The sequence below is a fragment of the Labrys sp. ALF-8 genome (genome assembly GCF_059699065.1).
The window spans coordinates 1,121,748-1,138,177 of record NZ_AP048537.1 but is presented as its reverse complement, the minus strand read 5'-3'; the positions used below and the strand labels follow the sequence as shown (position 1 = coordinate 1,138,177).

Annotated in this window: 16 protein-coding genes; 5 read left to right on the top strand and 11 right to left on the bottom strand. The window is 65.4% G+C overall.

Going from position 1 to position 16,430, the window contains the following annotated elements:
* The first annotated feature begins 52 nt into the window (after positions 1-52).
* The 4 genes from AC6H34_RS05210 (at position 53) to AC6H34_RS05195 (ending at position 4,096) form a co-directional block, all read left to right on the top strand.
* The gene (locus tag AC6H34_RS05210; RefSeq protein ID WP_448151023.1) at positions 53-226 is read left to right on the top strand and encodes a histidine kinase; all 174 of its coding nucleotides are present in this window, start codon (positions 53-55) and stop codon (positions 224-226) included.
* A gap of 56 nt (positions 227-282) precedes the next feature.
* A complete protein-coding gene (locus AC6H34_RS05205; RefSeq protein ID WP_497538105.1) occupies positions 283-2,340 on the top strand; it encodes an FUSC family protein in 2,058 nt (685 codons plus the stop codon).
* A gap of 78 nt (positions 2,341-2,418) precedes the next feature.
* Positions 2,419-3,117 carry an acid phosphatase gene (locus AC6H34_RS05200; RefSeq protein ID WP_448151025.1) on the top strand — a complete coding sequence of 233 codons (699 nt, stop codon included), beginning with the start codon at positions 2,419-2,421 and terminating at the stop codon, positions 3,115-3,117.
* Positions 3,118-3,157: 40 nt separating this feature from the next.
* Positions 3,158-4,096 (top strand): site-specific tyrosine recombinase XerD, encoded by a 939-nt coding sequence (locus tag AC6H34_RS05195; RefSeq protein ID WP_497538104.1) that lies wholly within the window; start codon positions 3,158-3,160, stop codon positions 4,094-4,096.
* 13 nt (positions 4,097-4,109) lie between these two features.
* Here AC6H34_RS05195 and AC6H34_RS05190 read toward each other — a convergent pair whose 3' ends face one another.
* The 9 genes from AC6H34_RS05190 to AC6H34_RS05150 form a co-directional block, all read right to left on the bottom strand.
* On the bottom strand, positions 4,110-5,063 hold the full coding sequence (locus AC6H34_RS05190) for an ABC transporter permease (protein WP_448151027.1): 954 nt from the start codon (positions 5,061-5,063) through the stop codon (positions 4,110-4,112).
* On the bottom strand, positions 5,060-6,004 hold the full coding sequence (locus tag AC6H34_RS05185; RefSeq protein WP_448151415.1) for an ABC transporter permease: 945 nt from the start codon (positions 6,002-6,004) through the stop codon (positions 5,060-5,062). Before AC6H34_RS05185 ends, AC6H34_RS05190 begins: the two co-directional genes overlap by 4 nt.
* 34 nt (positions 6,005-6,038) lie before the next feature.
* The gene (locus AC6H34_RS05180) at positions 6,039-7,511 is read right to left on the bottom strand and encodes a sugar ABC transporter ATP-binding protein (RefSeq protein WP_497538103.1); all 1,473 of its coding nucleotides are present in this window, start codon (positions 7,509-7,511) and stop codon (positions 6,039-6,041) included.
* A gap of 50 nt (positions 7,512-7,561) precedes the next feature.
* Complete coding sequence (locus tag AC6H34_RS05175) at positions 7,562-8,590, bottom strand: substrate-binding domain-containing protein (protein ID WP_448151029.1); 1,029 nt, start codon at positions 8,588-8,590, stop codon at positions 7,562-7,564.
* Between the two features lie 138 nt (positions 8,591-8,728).
* A complete protein-coding gene (locus AC6H34_RS05170; RefSeq protein WP_448151030.1) occupies positions 8,729-9,607 on the bottom strand; it encodes an SMP-30/gluconolactonase/LRE family protein in 879 nt (292 codons plus the stop codon).
* 4 nt (positions 9,608-9,611) lie between these two features.
* Positions 9,612-9,803: a tautomerase family protein gene (locus tag AC6H34_RS05165; protein ID WP_448151031.1), complete on the bottom strand. Its 192-nt coding sequence runs from the start codon at positions 9,801-9,803 to the stop codon at positions 9,612-9,614.
* A 203-nt stretch (positions 9,804-10,006) separates the two neighbouring features.
* Positions 10,007-10,747, bottom strand: a complete 741-nt coding sequence (locus AC6H34_RS05160) for a response regulator transcription factor (protein ID WP_448151032.1) — start codon at positions 10,745-10,747, stop codon at positions 10,007-10,009.
* A gap of 13 nt (positions 10,748-10,760) precedes the next feature.
* Positions 10,761-12,029 carry a GAF domain-containing sensor histidine kinase gene (locus AC6H34_RS05155; RefSeq protein WP_448151033.1) on the bottom strand — a complete coding sequence of 423 codons (1,269 nt, stop codon included), beginning with the start codon at positions 12,027-12,029 and terminating at the stop codon, positions 10,761-10,763.
* Between the two features lie 148 nt (positions 12,030-12,177).
* On the bottom strand, positions 12,178-12,981 hold the full coding sequence (locus AC6H34_RS05150; protein ID WP_448151034.1) for an outer membrane protein: 804 nt from the start codon (positions 12,979-12,981) through the stop codon (positions 12,178-12,180).
* Positions 12,982-13,430: 449 nt separating this feature from the next.
* Between AC6H34_RS05150 and AC6H34_RS05145 the strand changes: the two genes are divergently transcribed.
* Positions 13,431-14,336 carry an MBL fold metallo-hydrolase gene (locus AC6H34_RS05145; RefSeq protein WP_497538102.1) on the top strand — a complete coding sequence of 302 codons (906 nt, stop codon included), beginning with the start codon at positions 13,431-13,433 and terminating at the stop codon, positions 14,334-14,336.
* 8 nt (positions 14,337-14,344) lie between these two features.
* Here the strand turns inward: AC6H34_RS05145 and AC6H34_RS05140 are convergent, their stop codons facing one another.
* Together AC6H34_RS05140 and AC6H34_RS05135 are read right to left on the bottom strand one after the other, a co-directional pair.
* Positions 14,345-15,454, bottom strand: a complete 1,110-nt coding sequence (locus AC6H34_RS05140; protein WP_497538101.1) for a DSD1 family PLP-dependent enzyme — start codon at positions 15,452-15,454, stop codon at positions 14,345-14,347.
* Positions 15,455-15,599: 145 nt separating this feature from the next.
* On the bottom strand, positions 15,600-16,427 hold the full coding sequence (locus tag AC6H34_RS05135; protein ID WP_497538100.1) for a Pnap_2097 family protein: 828 nt from the start codon (positions 16,425-16,427) through the stop codon (positions 15,600-15,602).
* Positions 16,428-16,430 lie beyond the last annotated feature (3 nt).

Here is a 16,430-nt window from a genome sequence, read left to right as displayed (position 1 = left end):
AGCCCTGCCTGGATTCGTACATTATGGTGCGGTTGTTCCTGCCAGGTAGCCGATGCCCAGTCTGTTTCGTTTCCTGCTCGTCCTCGCCCTGATCGGTCTTGCCGGCTATGGCATCGTCTACGCCCTCGGTACCTATGTCCGGCCTGCAACGCGGCCGATGAGCGTGGACGTGCCGCTTAGGAACCTGCAGCCCGCCCCCGACGACACCTCCGGCAATACGCGCTGAGATTTGAACGAGATGACCGGTTCCAATTCCCCGGACGAATGGCTAATGCGGTGACGATGCCCAATCCCGCTTCCATCCGTTCCCGCTTCGCCGTCCTCGTGCCGCATGTTTCGCTGCCGCCGCGGGCGGACTGGGTGTTTGCGCTGCGCACCACCGTCGTCGGCCTTATCGCGCTGGTCGTCGCCTATGCCCTCGGCCTCGAGCAGCCGCAATGGGCGATGATGACGGTGTTCATCGTGAGCCAGCCCGTGGCCGGCATGGTGCTGGCGAAGGGCCTATTCCGCCTTGCCGGTACGCTGATCGGCGCCGTCGCCTCCGTGGCGATGGTCAAGGCGACCGGCACCGAGCATATCGCCTACGTCGCCCTGCTCACCCTGTGGATCGCGGTCTGTACCTACGTCGCCTCGGTGCTGCGCAATCCCGAATCCTATGGCGCGGTGCTTGCCGGATACACCGCAGCCATCATAGGCCTGCCGGCCTTCGACAACCCTCATCTGGTCACCGATCTAGCGTCGGCGCGCTGCATCGAGATCATGCTGGGCATTACCTGCGCCGGCATCGCCGGCCGCTTTTTCATGCCCCAGCTCGCGCGCAACGTATTGGTGGAACGCGTGGGCGCGGGCCTGCGCGACATTGCCCGCTATGCCGGCGGGGCTATCGGCGGGACCGCCAAGGGCGAGCTCGACGTGCGCTACCAGCGCCTGATCGTCGATATCGAGGCGCTCGCCGGCATGCGTGCCTATGCCCGCATCGAGGCACCCGGGCTGGTGACCCACGGCCGCATGGCCCGGCATACCATCGGCCACATGCTGTCTGCGATCTCGGCCATTCACACGCTGCTCGCCCATGAGAGCGCGCCGGACAGCAGCTGGCGTCCGTTGCTCAATCGCGTCAAGGGGATGCTGGACGGCATCGTCCAGCATGACTGGCTCGCGGAGGATGTCAGGCCCTGGCTGCGCCAGATCGACGAATTGACCTGCGAATCGGAGGCGATGCGCACCGCGCCGCTCCAGCCGACCGAGGATCGAGCGGCTGCGGCCGCCCGCCTCACGCTGCTGATCGAATTCCTTGCTGCCCTCCGCCTCGTGCTGGAAGGACTCGCGGCCCTCCGCCTGCGCGCGCCGGATCCGCCGGGGCAGTGGAAGCTGCCGACGCTCACCATCGATCGCGACCAGAAGGTGGCTCTCATCAATGCCGTGCGTGCCGCCATCGCAACCGCCGTCGTCACGGCCTATTGGATCGCCACGCGTTGGGCCGATCTCGCCGGTGCCGCGGTGATGGTGGCGGTGGTGTCGAGCCTTTTCGCCACCATGCCCAATCCCATGCGTTCCTCGCTGGAGTTCCTGAAGGGCGCGGCGCTGGCGGTGCCTGCGGCCTTCCTGGTCGGGCAGCTCGTATTGCCGCAGTTGCAGGGCCTGTTCTGGCTGCTCCTGCTGATCGCGATCGTCCTGATCCCAGCCGCACTGGCAATGGCGAATCCACGTTTCACCAGCATCGCTACGTCCTTCGCGATCAACTTCCTGCTCTTCGTCAATCCGCGCCAGCCGATGGTGGCCCAGCCCTGGCCGTTCCTCAACGAGGCGGTGGCGGTGCTCGGCGGTATTCTGCTGAGTGTCGGCGTCTTCGCCGTGGTGCTGCCGAGACGGCCGGAGAGCGTGATCGAGCGCGTGGTCGAGGCTTTCCGCGCGGATCTTACCCGGTTGTGCCTGCATGAGCGCCTGCCCAAGCCCTCGGCTTTCGAGAGCCTGGCCTATGATCGCATCAACCAGCTGATGGCGCCGCTGGAGCGTGTCGGGACCAAGGGCCAGTACGTCCTCGACGGCAGTCTGGCCGCCGTCATCATGGGGCTGGAGATCCTGCGCCTGCGCCGCTTCATCCGCGACGGCCAGCTCGAAGCGGCTCATGCCGGCGAGGTGTCCGCGATGCTCGTCCGTCTGGCCAAGCTCCTCGCGATCCGCGGGCCGCATGCCAAGATCCTGCGGGACATGATCGTGGACCTGCGAGCCCTGGCCGGCTCCAGCGCCACCGATGCCAGCCCCGACCTGCATCTGCAGGCCGCTGCCTCCCTGCGCGTCATCGCGCTCACGCTGGAAGACCATCCGCTCTATTTTTGAAGCCCGCCGCCGCGCCTGTCATCGCATCGTTACCCTAGGGTGGCATCACGCCCGGGTCCCTCAACCCATGGGTGTACCTTGCGGAAGATCATCATCCTCGCCGCCGTGCTGGCTGTCGCCGGCCTTTCTCCGGCCTTCGCCGAAGATGCCAAACCCTTCACCGATGCCAAGGTGGTCGACCTCACCATCCTGCTTCCGCCGCCGCCGACCGCCGATTCGGCGCAGACAAAGGCGGAGATCGCCGCGGTGCTGACTCTCCAGGTCGAGCGCTCGCCCGAGGAACTCAAGCACGCGCAGGCCGATGACGAGGAGACCGTCTGGCGTTTCGGCGGCGAGCTGTTCGGCCCGAATTTCGACAAGGCCAGGCTGCCGAAGTTCACCGCCTTCTTCGATCGCATCATCGAGACCGAAGCCGCCGTGGTCGATCCGGCCAAGAAGGCGCTCGGTCGCCGTCGGCCGCACCTGGTGAGCGATCTCGTCCGCCCGGCCGTCGAGCCAAGCAAGTCCGGTTCCTATCCGTCGGGTCATACCACGCTCGGAACGCTCGAAGGCATCGTCCTCGCCAACATGGTGCCGGAGAAGCGCGCGGAGATCATGGCCCGCGCCTGGGACTATGGGCACAGCCGCCTGGTGGTGGGCATCCACTATCCGTCGGATATCGAGACTGGCCGCATCTCGGGCAGCGTGATCGCCGAAACCATCATGCGCCAGGACGATTTCAAGGCAGAGTTCGGACCTGCGAAGGCGGAATTGCGCGCCGCCCTCGGCTTGAACTGATCTTTTCGCGTCGTTAACCGCGGCGGGCTAGGCTGTTCGCATGCCCAAGCCCGCCAGCGACACCCGCCTGATCAATGCCTTCCTGGATATGGTGTCCGCCGAGCGCGGCGGTGCCTACAACACGCTTGAAGCCTATCGCCGCGACCTTGCCGACTACAGCGATTTCCTCGGCGGACGAAGTGCGTCCATCGGCACGGCGACGTCGGACCATGCGCGCGATCACCTGGCCGCCCTCACAGCTCTCGGCTTCAAGGCGACGACGCTGGCGCGGCACCTGTCGGCAATCCGGCAGCTCCACAAGTTCCTTTACGCCGAGGGTTTTCGCAGCGACGATCCCACCACCGTACTCGACGGCCCGAAGCGTGGCCGCTCCCTGCCCAAGGTGCTGAGCGTCGAAGAGGTCGACAGCCTGCTGTCCGCGGCAGGCGAGGGGCTCGCCGATGCCTCCCGCCCCATCTCCGAGCGGCTGCGCGCCGCGCGAATGAGCGCCTTGCTGGAAACCCTTTACGCCTCCGGTCTGCGCGTTTCGGAGCTCGTCAGCCTCAAGCGCACGGCAGCCCGCCCGGGCCTCGCCATGCTCAGCGTGGTCGGCAAGGGCAACAAGGAGCGCCTCGTGCCCCTCACGGACGCAGCGCGGCAGGCGATGCAGGCCTATCTGGCGCTGCTTGCCGAAGCGGGCCGGGGCCTGGCTTCGCCCTGGCTCTTTCCTTCCTTCGGCGAAAGCGGGCATCTGACCCGGCAGCATTTCGCCCGCGACCTCAAGGCTCTGGGCGTGTCCGTCGGCATCCGAGGCGACCGCATCAGTCCGCATGTCCTGCGCCACGCCTTCGCCAGCCACCTCCTGCAGAACGGTGCCGATCTGCGCTCGGTTCAGATGATGCTCGGCCATGCCGACATCGCGACGACGCAGATCTACACCCATGTGCTGGACGAACGCATGAAGGCGATGGTCCGCGACCTGCACCCGCTGGGTGACTGAGCCGCCGTTCGGCCTATCTGGGTGCCTTCTGCCCCCCCGCGGCCGTGATGACGCCCACGATGATGGCACCCGTCAGCACCAGGCGGACACCCGCGCTGACGCCGAAGGTATTGAGCATGGTGAGCAGCAGCACCAGGAAGAGGGCGGCGCCCCAGATGCCGGGGATGTTGGCCTTGCCGCCGGCGACCGAGGTGCCGCCGATCACCACCACGGCGAGCGAGGACAGCAGATATTCATTGCCGATGTCGACATTGGCGCCGCGGAAATATCCCGCGAGCAGGGCGCCGTCGATGCCGCCCAGCGCGCCCGAGAGGGCATAGGTGAGGAAGCGGATGCGCTCCACCTTTACGCCGGCAAGCCATGCCGCGCGCATGTTCTGGCCGATCGCCAGCACGGACCGGCCATAGATCATGCGCTGGAGCATGATGGCGGCGAGGACGGTGAAGAGGATGACCAGGATGGAGAGGACGGGGATGCCGAGAAGCTGGAGGTTGGTGAAGTCGGCAAAGCCGGGCGGCGGCTTGATCTGCAGGCCGCGGCCGTAGCTGATGTCGATGGACTGGATCACGAAACTCGCCGAAAGCGTGGCGATGATCGGCGGGATGCGCAGGGCCCAGATCAGGAGGTAGTTGGCCATGCCGACGGCAAGGCCGCTGGCCAGCGCCGCGAGCAGTCCGAACGCAATCATGGCGTCGCTGCCGTCCATGACCTTCATGGCGACGGCGCTGGCAAGCCCGATATTGGCCGGCAGCGACAGATCGACATTGCCTGGCCCGAGCGTGATGACGAACATCTGGCCGACGCCGACGATCACCGTGAACTCGGCGAGCGCCAGGGCCGCGGTCATCATGCCGCCGGCGCCGTAGCCGCCGGTGAAGGCCACGGTGGCGAGGAACACCACGGCTGCTCCGACGAACGACCACAGCCAGGGCTTTTCCGAAAGGAGTTTCAAGGAACCCACGATCATCCCTCCCTGCGGCTGATCAGCGCCCGGGCGGCGAGCACGATGATGAGAATGGCGCCGTTCGCGGCGACCTGCCAATCCGGCGGTATGCGCATGAACGTCAGAAGCGGCGAGGCGGCGAGCGCAAGTGTCAGAGCGCCGATCACCGCCCCTATGGGCGAGACGCGGCCCCCGACGAATTCTCCGCCGCCGAGGATGACACCAGCCACCGCGAGCAGCGTATAGCCGTTGCCGATGTTGGCATCCGCGGAGGTGGTGATGCCGATCAGCGCCATGCCCGAAAGCACGCCGAACAGGCCCGTCAACGCGAACAGGCTCATCTTGATCTTGAGCAGCGACCAGCCGGCACGACTGATCGCGGCCGGGTTGCCGCCCGATCCGCGCAGGACCGCGCCATAGGAGGTGCGCATCAGGCCGAAATGCACGATGACGGCGATCAGCACCGCTGCGAGGATGGGGAAAGGCACGAAGGGCGGCTTGAAGCCGACGAAGGCGAGGAGCCAGTCGGGCGCCTTGCCGCCCGGCTTGGGCAGGATCAGGATGGCGAGCCCCTGCCATACGAAGCTCATGCCCAGCGTCACGACGATCGAGGGCAGATTGCGCAGGTGGATGAGCGCTCCGAGCGCCGCATAGACGAGGATCCCGCCCGCCAGCACCGCCACCCCGAGCAGGGGAGCGTCGCGCAGCCATGTGGCGGTGACGCAGGCGACGAAGCCGACGAAGGTGCCGATGGACAGGTCCAACTCGTTGCTGGCGATGACGAACATCTGCGCCAGCGTCGCGAGGGCGATGGGGATCGCCAGGTTCAGCATCAGGTTGAAGCCGAAATAGCTGATGGCGCGCGGATTGAGCCAGGCTATCGCGATCAGCACCAGGGCCAGCGACAGGGCGGGAAGGAGCGCGCGCAGCATTCGGGCCCGCGCCATACGCCGCGCTCCGGCCATGCCGGGATTGCTCTGGACGACAGGAACCGTCATTTCAGCTCGCCTCGCTGAAGGAGGAGTGGATGATCCGCTCTTCCGTCAATTCGGAGCGTGCGAGGTTGGCGACGATCCGCCCGTTGTGGAAGACGTAGACGTGGTCGCAATTGTCGAGCTCGTCGGTTTCGGTTGTGTACCACAGGAAGGTGCGGCCGTTGCGCGCCTCTTCCCGCACGAGGTCGTAGACCTCCAGCTTGGTGCCGATGTCGACGCCGCGCATCGGGTCGTCCATCAGCACGATCTTCGCGTCCGAGCCGAGGGCCCGGGCGAACAGCGCCTTCTGCTGGTTGCCGCCGGACAGCGAGAGGATGTTGTTGTTCATGTCGGGCGTGCGGATCTTGATCTTCTTCTGCCAGCTCTGCGCGAGTTCTGACTCCCTGCGAGGGGAGATGAGCAGGCCGTTGCGCAGCCTGCTCAGCGAACGGATGCCGATATTGGCTGCAATGGACCATTGCGGAAAGACGCCGTCGGACTGCCTATCGCCCGCCACGAGGGCCACGGGCGCGCTGACCGTGACACCAGCGGTCCGCCGCTGGGCCGCACGGTAGACGGCAAGGAGGAGGTCGGTCTGGCCATGGCCGGCGAGCCCGGCCAATCCGATGATCTCTCCCTCCCGGGCGACGAGTTCCTCTCCGTTGGTCTGTCGTCCGGGGCGGGCCCGGACGCGCTCGATGCCGGATGCCGCCCGCGCGGTCCCGATCGTCGCCTCGGCCCTCTGGCGCGGCTCGACCGAGCCCATCGCCGCCACCAGCCTGGCGCGGTCGAAGGACCCGGCAGCATCGGCGACCACCACCTTGCCGTCCCGCATCACCACGATTCGGTCGGTATTCTCGATGACTTCGCCGAGGATGTGCGAGATCAGGATGCAGCTCTTCCCCGCGGCGACGAAGCGGCGGACGAAAGCTAGCAACTGCCCCGCGGTCTGGGCATCGAGCGAGGATGTCGGTTCGTCGAGGATGACGAGATCGAGAGGCTCGTCCGTGACCGTGAAGGCCCGCGCGATCTCCACCATCTGCCGCCGCCCGATCGAAAGGTCGCTGACGACGTCGGCCGCCGAAATGTCATGGCCCGGAAAGATCTCGTCGAGCTTGCCGGAGATCAGGCTGGCGGCCCTGCGCCGCCAGCCGAAGCCGTGCAGCGAGGCGTGGCTGATGCGTGTGTTTTCCGCCACCGACAGGTTCGGGCAAAGCGACAATTCCTGGAATACGCAGCGGATGCCCCGCTGCCGCGCGCGCAGGATCGAATAGGCCTCCTCCACCGTGTCACCGATGGTGATACTCCCGCTGCTGAGCGAGAGCGTGCCCGCAACCATGTGCATGAGGGTCGACTTGCCGGCGCCGTTGTGGCCGACAAGGCCGATGCATTCGCCCTCGGCAACCGCGAAGTCCACACCGTCAAGGGCACGGACGGCGCCGAAGTGCTTTTCGGCGCCGTCCAGCTTGATGATCGTTCTGCTCGTCTCGGCGGGCACGGTCGTTCCTCACGAATTGGCGGTCGATGCCTGCGCCGAAGGCAGCAAGCTCACTTGATGTTCGCCTTGATGGCCGTCAGCGCCTCATCCTGGGTGTATTCGTGGCTGGCGACGCCACCCTTCTCGATGGTCGGCAGGGCCGCTTCGAAATTATCCTGCGTGAAGGCGAGATAGGGCACCAGCAGATCGTGCGGTATGTCCTTGCGTCCGTCCAGCACCTGCTGGGCAACCCAGAAGGCGAGGCTGGAGACGCCCGGCGCAATGGAGGCCGACCAGGTGGTATAGCCGTCCTTGTCCTTCTGTTCCTTCCACCACTGCAACTCGTCCTGGCGGTTGCCCATGATGATCGTGGGGCGCGGCTTGCCTGCGGCGGCGAAGGCCTGCGCCGCGCCGTAGCCGTCACCGCCCTGATCGACCACGCCGATGATGTCGGGCAAGGAGGGCAGTACGGTCGCCACGGCCTTCTGCGCCGTCGTCTGGTCCCAGTCGCCCGTCACGGAGGAGACGATCTTGAACTGGGGATTGGCGGCGACGCCCTCCAGCAGGCCGGCATGGATGGCATCGTCGATCGAGGTGCCCGCAAGACCGCGGATCTCCAGGAGGTTGCCGCCCTTGGGCTGGAACTTGGCCATCTGGTTGACCTCTTCCTTGCCCATGGCCTTGAAGTCGACCACTACGCGATAGGCGCAGGGCTCCGTGACGATGCCGTCGAAGGACACCACCACGATGCCGGCATCGCAGGCCTGCTTGATGGCACCGTTGAGGGCATCGGGCGAAGCCGCGTTGATGACGATGGCGTCGTAGCCCTGGAGGATGAGGTTCTGGATCTGGGCGGCCTGGGTAGGCACTTCCTTGTCGGCCGTCGTGAATACGTCGGCGGCGGCGACGATCTTGTCGGTGACGGCCTTCGAGGTGACGGCGCCATAACTCTTGAGCATGGCCTGGCGCCAGGAATTGCCGGCGTAGTTGTTCGAGAAGGCAATCTTCTTGCCGCTCGTATCGGCGAAGGCCGACGTGGAAAGCGCAGTGGCCGAAATTAGAACGCTGGCGAGTGCGCTCAGGACTAGTATCTTCTTCATATGGACGTCCTCCCGTTTGTCTTTGCCCGTCGTGCCGGCGGCTGGCTTTCCAGGCCGGCTTCGTCAGTTGCGGCGCCCTGGCGCCGTGCGCCCCCGGTTGAGACCGGCGGTCCTTTTGAGCCGAGCCCGGGTGCGGGCTCAGAACAGTCTCAGTCCGGGCACCCGCACCCGCAGGCGATGCAGGCTGCTCGATGCCGTGATGATGAGGCTGCGCAAATCGTCATCCCCGAAAGTGAAGTTCGCGCAAGGCTCCGGTGTCAGGATCACCCCCAGTATACCACCGGAAGGGTCGAACACGTGGATGCCGCCGGGACCGCAGCAATAGAGGTTGCCGCAGCTGTCGATCTTCATGCCGTCCGGTGCCCCGGGCTCGTCTCCCCTGGTCTGTGCCCATACCGCGCCCCCGCTGAGATCGCCATTGGCCTCGACGGCGAATACCCTGATGTGCTGGCGCTCGGTATCGTTGACGAAGAGACGCGAGCCATCCAGTGAAAAGCACAGGCCGTTGGGTTGGGCGAAATCATCGGCAAGCAGGGTCAGGCCGGCGGTATCCAGCCTGTACACGCCCTGGAAAGCCAGTTCCTGGGGGCGCTCGACGCCGAAGTAGCTGCGCCGCCCATAGCCGGGGTCGGTGAAGTAGATGGACCCGTCGGCCGCGACCACGATGTCGTTGGGACTGTTGAGGGCCTTGTCACCGTAGTGGGTGACGAGCACTTCGCTGCTGCCGTCGGCCCGCATGCGGGTGACGCGGCTTGTCGCATGCTCGCAGGACAGCAGCCGGCCCTCGCGGTCCAGCGTATTGCCGTTGGCCATGTTGCTGGGATCGCGGAACGTCTCGATCGTGCCGTCCGCATTCCGGCGATACATCCGGCTGTTGGGAATGTCGCTGAAGACGAGCCACTTCTTGTAAGGGTGCCAGACGGGACCCTCCAGGAAGCCGAAGCCGGTCGCCAGCGTCTCCAGGCCGGCATCGCCGACGATATCGGCAAAGCCGGCGGTCCGGGCGTGCACGGCCATGGATTCAATTCTCGGGTTTGGCCACGGTCTTGCCCGCGACGTACCAGTCGGGCGCGGCGACGTCCTCGAAGACGACCCAGATTGCCTCCCTGGGCAGTCCTGTTTCTTCGCTGATGGCATCGGTCACGCGGCGCGCGATGTCGTCCTTGCGCTTCTGGGGATGGCCCTTGAGAATCTGGATATTGACGAATGGCATGGCGCTTCCTCGAATTTTCTCGTTGTTGAGTTCGAGGCTACGCACGGTTGGTACGCGCCGATACGAGGCAAGAGACAATTTCGACTGCGTGTTTACGCAAACCCTATTGCGTAAACACGCGATGGCGGTCTCATGGAGGGCGACGACGGGCGCCCGCGTGTCCGCACTTCTGGAAAAATCCGCAGGCAGTGCAACAGGTTGCCCTATGGGGCGTTGTCGTCGAGGTCTCCCGCCTGCTGCAGCCACTGGTCGAATCGACGCTGCTCGCGCCGAAGGGCGTCGGCGTTGATGAGGCCCCGCGCGAGCCCGAGATAGATGGCGCGCGTGCGGGAGTTGAAGTTGGACGCGCTGTCGCCGGTGACGGTCGCCAGCCCGAGCTTCTCGTAGAGATGCTGGATCCGGCTCTGCGCGCCGCGCGTCGACAGCCCGCGCCGTTGGGCGATGGCCTTGTCGGTGAGACCGAGTGCGATGTCGATCAGGCTTTCATATTCGGTGTCGGTTATGCCTTCGAGCCTGTCGTGCACGCGGTGCTGGATGCCTCGTACCTCGCGGTCGATGATGCAGTGTCCTTCGCGGAAGACACCGCGAAGCGCCGAACGCATGCCCTCCTCGGAGGCCGATTTCAGCACATAGCCGTAGACGGAGCCGGGCGGCACGATGCGCGCGACCCCGCGCACATAGGCTTCGTCCGCGAAGTTGGACCAGAACAGGATATGGGTGTCGGCGCGGCGGTTCCAGATCGTGCGGGCCACCTCGATGCCTGTGGCCCGCGGCAGCTGCAGGTCCAGCACGACACAAGGAGGCTCGCGCTTCAGCGCGAGGTCGATGGCGCCGTCCCCGTCGCTTGCCTCGATCACCTCGACTTCGCCGGGCCAGAGCTGTTCGAGGATTCCGCGGGCAAAACTGCGGTGCAATCCGTCATCCTCGGCAATCATCACCAGCATCGCGACGTTCCACTCATCTTCCGGCCTCCATCGACGCGGGTACCGGCTTTGCCACGTTCTCGCCATCGGCTTGTCTCGCGATGGCGATCTCCACCCGCGTGCCTCCGCCAGGGCCGATCCTTCCAATATCGAGCCGGGCCCCGATGAGGGCGGCGCGGGTGCGCATGTGGCCGACCCCGCCTGACGAGTTCGTGCCGGCCGGACGGCAGCCCTTGCCATCGTCGGTAATCGCCACCGTCAGTTCCGCAGGCGTCGAAGCGATATGGACCTCGATGCGGCTGGCGCCGGCATGGCGGACGGCATTGTTGATGGCTTCCTGCGCTATCCTGTAGAGCGCGGTGCGCGTGGTCTCCGGCAGGTCGTCCGCGCTGCCGTCGCTCGCATCGGCGATGCCGACCGCGATCGGCGGCTTGGCGCGGCTGACGCTGCGGTTGAGATGGGCTTCGACCGCATCGCGGAAACCGAACAGTTCCAGCACGCTGGGGCGCATGTCGTCGACGATATGGCGCAGCTCCGTGAGGCAGCTGACGACTTCCCTTTCCAGATCCGCAAGCTGTGCTGCCCGGGCAACGCCCTGGCTGCGCAGGGCGGAGACCTGGCGGGCGACGCGAGCGAGATCCGCCAGCGTCTGGTCGTGCAGGTCCATCGCCATGCGGCGGCGCTCGCGCTCCATGCCTTCCGTGAGCCGTGAGGCCCCGACGCGCAGGAGTTCTTCCCTGCTGCGTGCTTCCGCCTCTGCCAGCATCGCCCGCTGCGCTCCGGCCGCCTGGATAAGGGCGAAGATGTAGGGCGCGATGAAGTCGGCGCAATGCTGGGCAATGCCGACATCGCCTAGCGTGTAGCAATCCTTCTCGTGCCGGCTGATGTTGAGAGCGCCGACGATCTCGCCCCGGGCCCGCAGAGGCACCACGATGCGGCTGCGAAGCTCGGCGGAGAAGATCGGACCGTCGAGCGCTCCCTCGAAGTGGAAGCGCGGATCGGCGACGGCATCGCCCGTGAGCAGATGGGGGATCTCACCCCACAGCACGGCGCGAACCGGACTGCGGTGCGTCGGAAGCGGCTCCTGGGCCAGACCGCTCCAACTCGTAGGATAGCCGGCTTCGTAACAGGCATGGCTCGCGCCCTCGTGCATGAGCACGGCGACGTCCATGTGATCGTGCGGGATGAGCCTGCCGATCTCCACGGCGGTGGCGCGGAATGCCTCGCCCGGATCAATATGACCGGCCAGGGCGCGCGAGATCGCCAGCAGCCGATCCACCAGTATTGGAGAAACGCTCGCCATGATTGACCGATCTCGCTCGTCTCGGCGGTTGTTCGCCGTATTGCCGTCCGGTTCCGGGGGAGGAACCGGCGCAAGGCATACAGACCCACCGAACAGGCGCGAGGTCAACCCCCGACACGATGCCGATCGTTTCGATCCGCCAAGGGCCTCAGAAGCGGTAGTTCAGGCCGAGGCGGGCAAGGCTGGCGGTGACGTGACCCTTGCTGCGTGCCGAATCGCCTCCGGTTCCCGCGAAGGAGAAGCGGAAATCCTTCTTGCCGAAATCGGCATAGAGATATTCCGCCTTCACGGACCAGTTGGAATGCATGATCGCATATTCCAGGCCGGCGCCCACGGCGAAGCCCACCATCCATTCCGTGTCGTCATCGCTGTAGCGTGGCCCGGTGAAGGCGCCGGGCACGCCGCCCTGCACGGCGAGGCTCGCCTTGCCCTGTCCCACGGCGAGGCCGGCGGTGCCATAGGCCAGGAGGTCATCCCATGCGTAGCCGACACGCGCCCTCAGCGTTCCGAAGGATTCCAGCTTCGCCGAGGTCTGGTAGTAGGGACCCGCGGCCGAGCCGAGGAATGCCGAATCGGTCTTGATGTCGATGCCCTGATAGTCGGCCTCCGCACCGATGACCCATTGGTCGATCTGGTAGTTGTAGCCGAGTTGGGCGCCGCCGAGGAAGCCGTCGTCATGGCTCTTGCTGTTCGCTCCGAGGAACGTGGCCGGCGGGTCGAACGTGCCGGGCGCTATGCCGACGAGCGCACCGCTGGTGGTCACCGTGTTGTCGGATGTCTTGATATCGCCCCAGCCCCAGCCCAGGTTCGCTCCGGCGTAGAAGCCGGTCCAGTTATACGCGGCCGGAGGCGGAGCAGGCTCGACGGGCGCTGGCGAAAGGTCGGCGGCGAGCGCCGTTCCCATGCTGCCGGCTGCTGCGATAGCGGCAATCAATATACGGGCAATCAACATCTGAAAGTCTCCAAGAATTGATATCCTCCAAAAGTAGTATGATTTGACCATCTGTGTATGTAGTTTTTTTGCAACATATAAGTCCAAATTTACACGCATATTCTTGGTTAATAATTTTAGGCTGATTTTTAAAGTAAAAATATCGATTTTTTGAGAAAATTATTATATAAATTCGAGCTATAAATCTATTTGTTGCTAGAATTTAACACATGTCGTTATGTTTAGAGCAGGTAAAGCCGAATATTAGGTGATAATAGATGATTTAGAAAATGAAAATTGGATTGTGAGTACATGATCGATCAGCGGCAAGTGATCGACTATTGTGGGTAATTTCCACACGTCGTGCTCTTGCAGCTTTGTCACGCTAATTCATCCCGATGCGGGATGACGCGCTGGCGTATCTTTTGGGGCCGTGTTTTTTCTGCAATTCCGGGCCGAGTCCTGCACCCATGTTCGAGCTTACCTTTCTCGGTACGTCCGCGAGCGTGCCGTCCGCCGAGCGCAACCATCCAGGCCTGCTCGTCGCCGCGGGCAGCGCACGTGTCCTCATCGATTGCGGCGAAGGGACCCAACGCCAGTTGCTGCGCAGTGGCGCCGGCTTCCGCCGACTGGGGCGGCTGCTTCTCACCCACGCCCATTTCGATCACATGCTGGGGATTCCGGGCCTGCTTTCCACGCTGGGCCTCCAGCGAAATTCGGACGGGATGGTCGTCAATGCGGGGCCCCGGACCTTGGAGAGCGTCGTTCGAATGCTGGCGGGGCTATGGGGCGACGGGCGGGCGCCGATTCCGCTCGAGCTTGTGCCCGTGGGGGATGGCGAGGTCATCCAGGAGGATGGGTTCACCATCACCTGCTTTCCCGTGCGCCACCGCGATACGGACAGCTTCGGCTATTCCTTCGAAAGTATCGGGCGCCGGCATTTCCGGCGCGATCGCTTCGAAGCTCTCCGAATTCCGGACGGGCCGATCCGCCGTGAATTGGCGGAGGGCAGGCGCGTGATGCTTCCAGACGGCAAGACGATAGCGCCCGACGACGTGCTGGAACCAGCGGAAAGTCGCAGAAAGCTCGTCGTCGTGGGCGATGCCGAATCCACGGACGGGCTGGACGGAATCGTACGCGATGCAGATATGCTCGTGATCGAGGCGACGTTCTTGGACGCGGATGTTGAGATTGCGCGCAAATACGGCCATCTGACGGCCGCGCAAGCGGCGGAACTCGCCGCCGTCTCCGGCGTGAAGCAACTCGTCCTCACCCATATCTCGGGACGATATCCGGCTGAAGACGTCCTGGCGGAAGCAAGAGCGGTTTTCCCCGCCGCGCGCGTCGCCGCCGACCTGGACCGGATGACCGTCTGAGGCCGGAATCAGCTCATCGCGCCGCGGGCGGCCACCGGCCACAGGCACTCGACCCGGCCGGATCGCACGCCGACATACCAGTCGTATCGATCCACGGTGGGATCGCAATGGCCGGGCACGAGCATGACGCGCTCGTCGAGCCTCGGGGGTGTGGCGTGGGGTTCGACAGCGAGCTTGCCGTGTTCGTCGGAGGCTCCGACATAGGCGATGCCGTCCCGTTGCCAGAGGAGGGGCAGGCCGCTGTCCGTCGCCAGGGCCTTGAGGCCGGCATCGACGACGGCCGTGTCCGGGCTCGGCACGCTCATCACCGTGCCGAGCACGAAGAGGGCCTGGCGGAACGGCGGCGCCGGGGCGTTGCGGCCGTAATCCGCGTCCATGAAGACATAGGAGCCGACCTGCAGCTCGTTGAAGACGCCGCTCGCCGCTTCGAGCGCGAAAGTGCCGGTTCCCGCGCCGCCCACGATGGGGCAGGGGAGACCGGCCCGGCGCAGATCCTCAACCATTTGTCCCGTGAGTTCGGCGGTGCGTCCGATACTGGCGCCGCGCTCCTCGAGGCTGCGCTGGTGCTGGGCGCGCCCGTGATAGGCCTGGAGGCCCCCGAAGACGAGATGAGGGCTCGCGGCGATCCGTTGCGCGAGGGCCAGCGCCTCGGGTCCCGGCGGCAGGCCGCAGCGGGTGGAGCCGACCTCGATCTCCATCAGCACCGGCATCCTGACGCCTGCGTCGGCGGCCGCTGCCTCGATCGCCGCCACACCGAGAAGGTTGTCGGCACAGACGGCGACGCGGGCGATCCTCGAGAGAGCGGCGAGGCGCGCCAGCTTCACCGGGCTGACCACCTCGTTGCTCACGAGGATGTCGGGCACGCCGCCCCAGGCGAGGATCTCGGCCTCGCCGACTTTCTGCACGCATTGGCCCACGGCGCCGCGATCCATCTGCAACCGCGCGATCACCGGCGATTTATGGGTCTTGGCATGAGGGCGCACCCGCACGCCCGCGGCGCCAGCGAGCTTCGCCATGAGATCGAGATTGGCTTCGAGGGCATCGAGATCAAGGACGAGGGCGGGCGTGTCGATCTCGTCGATCGACATTCCCGGCTCGGCGGGCGGGCGCTGCATCATGGCACGGACGTTCCGGTTGAGCCGCCGAACGGGGGCGTCCGGCTGGATTCCACGATGTTGTCGTGGATATGGCCCACCTCACGCAAGACCCGGGTGACGCCAGCAAGCCGCGATCGCTCGCGCGCTGCCTGGCAATCGCAAACCCCTAAATGCGCTTTTGTGTCCGGATGTCGGCAAGCAGCATACCATCGCTGCTGCGTTCGATACGGCAATGAAGAAGTCGGATGCCGCCTTGGTGCGCTGCCTCGGCGAGGTGGACGGTGATTCCTTCGCCCGGATCGAGGTTGGCGAAATAGGTTATATCCCGCTGCAGGATGCCGCCTCGTGCCAGGCTGGGCGCCACGGCCCATTCCGCCCTCTCTGCAAAAGCCACGAAGCTGGTGAAGTAAAGGAAGCCCGCACCGTTGAAGTCCTGGCTTGGGCAGGGCGTGAACGCCAGGGCGGCATACGCGATGCCGGGCGTGCAACTCGAGTCGGATCGAGCGGCGATGGGGCGCGTGGCTGGGTCGAAGGGCGGAAGGCCGGAGACTTCGATGCGGGCGATCGAATGATTGGAAGACCCTGACCTGCGGTGCACGAAGACCGAGGTCATGGTCACCGAACCGATGGGGGCGCCGCCGATCGCGAGTTCGTGGCGGCTGCGCATCTGCGTGCGGGAGATCCGCGACAGCGCGCTGCGGATATGCAGGACGTCGTTCTCCCGCACGCGTTCGAAGGCCGCCTCGCAGACTTCAACCGAACGGAAGGCTGCGTAGACGGGCGCGCCGGCCGCGTCCCTGAAGTCGGGTACCGGGCGGCCGGCCATTTGCGCCAGCATAAGCCAGTGCCGGTGCCCCAGTTCCTTGAGCAGCCAGGTTTCCGACAGGCCGTTCAGGGCCAGGTGCGGCATGCCGAGGAGCACTGGGCCAAAGGCGGCCTGCGCCTCGTGTAGTTCATGGGCAAGCGGTCGATCGATCAGAAGCGGAGCGTTCATGGA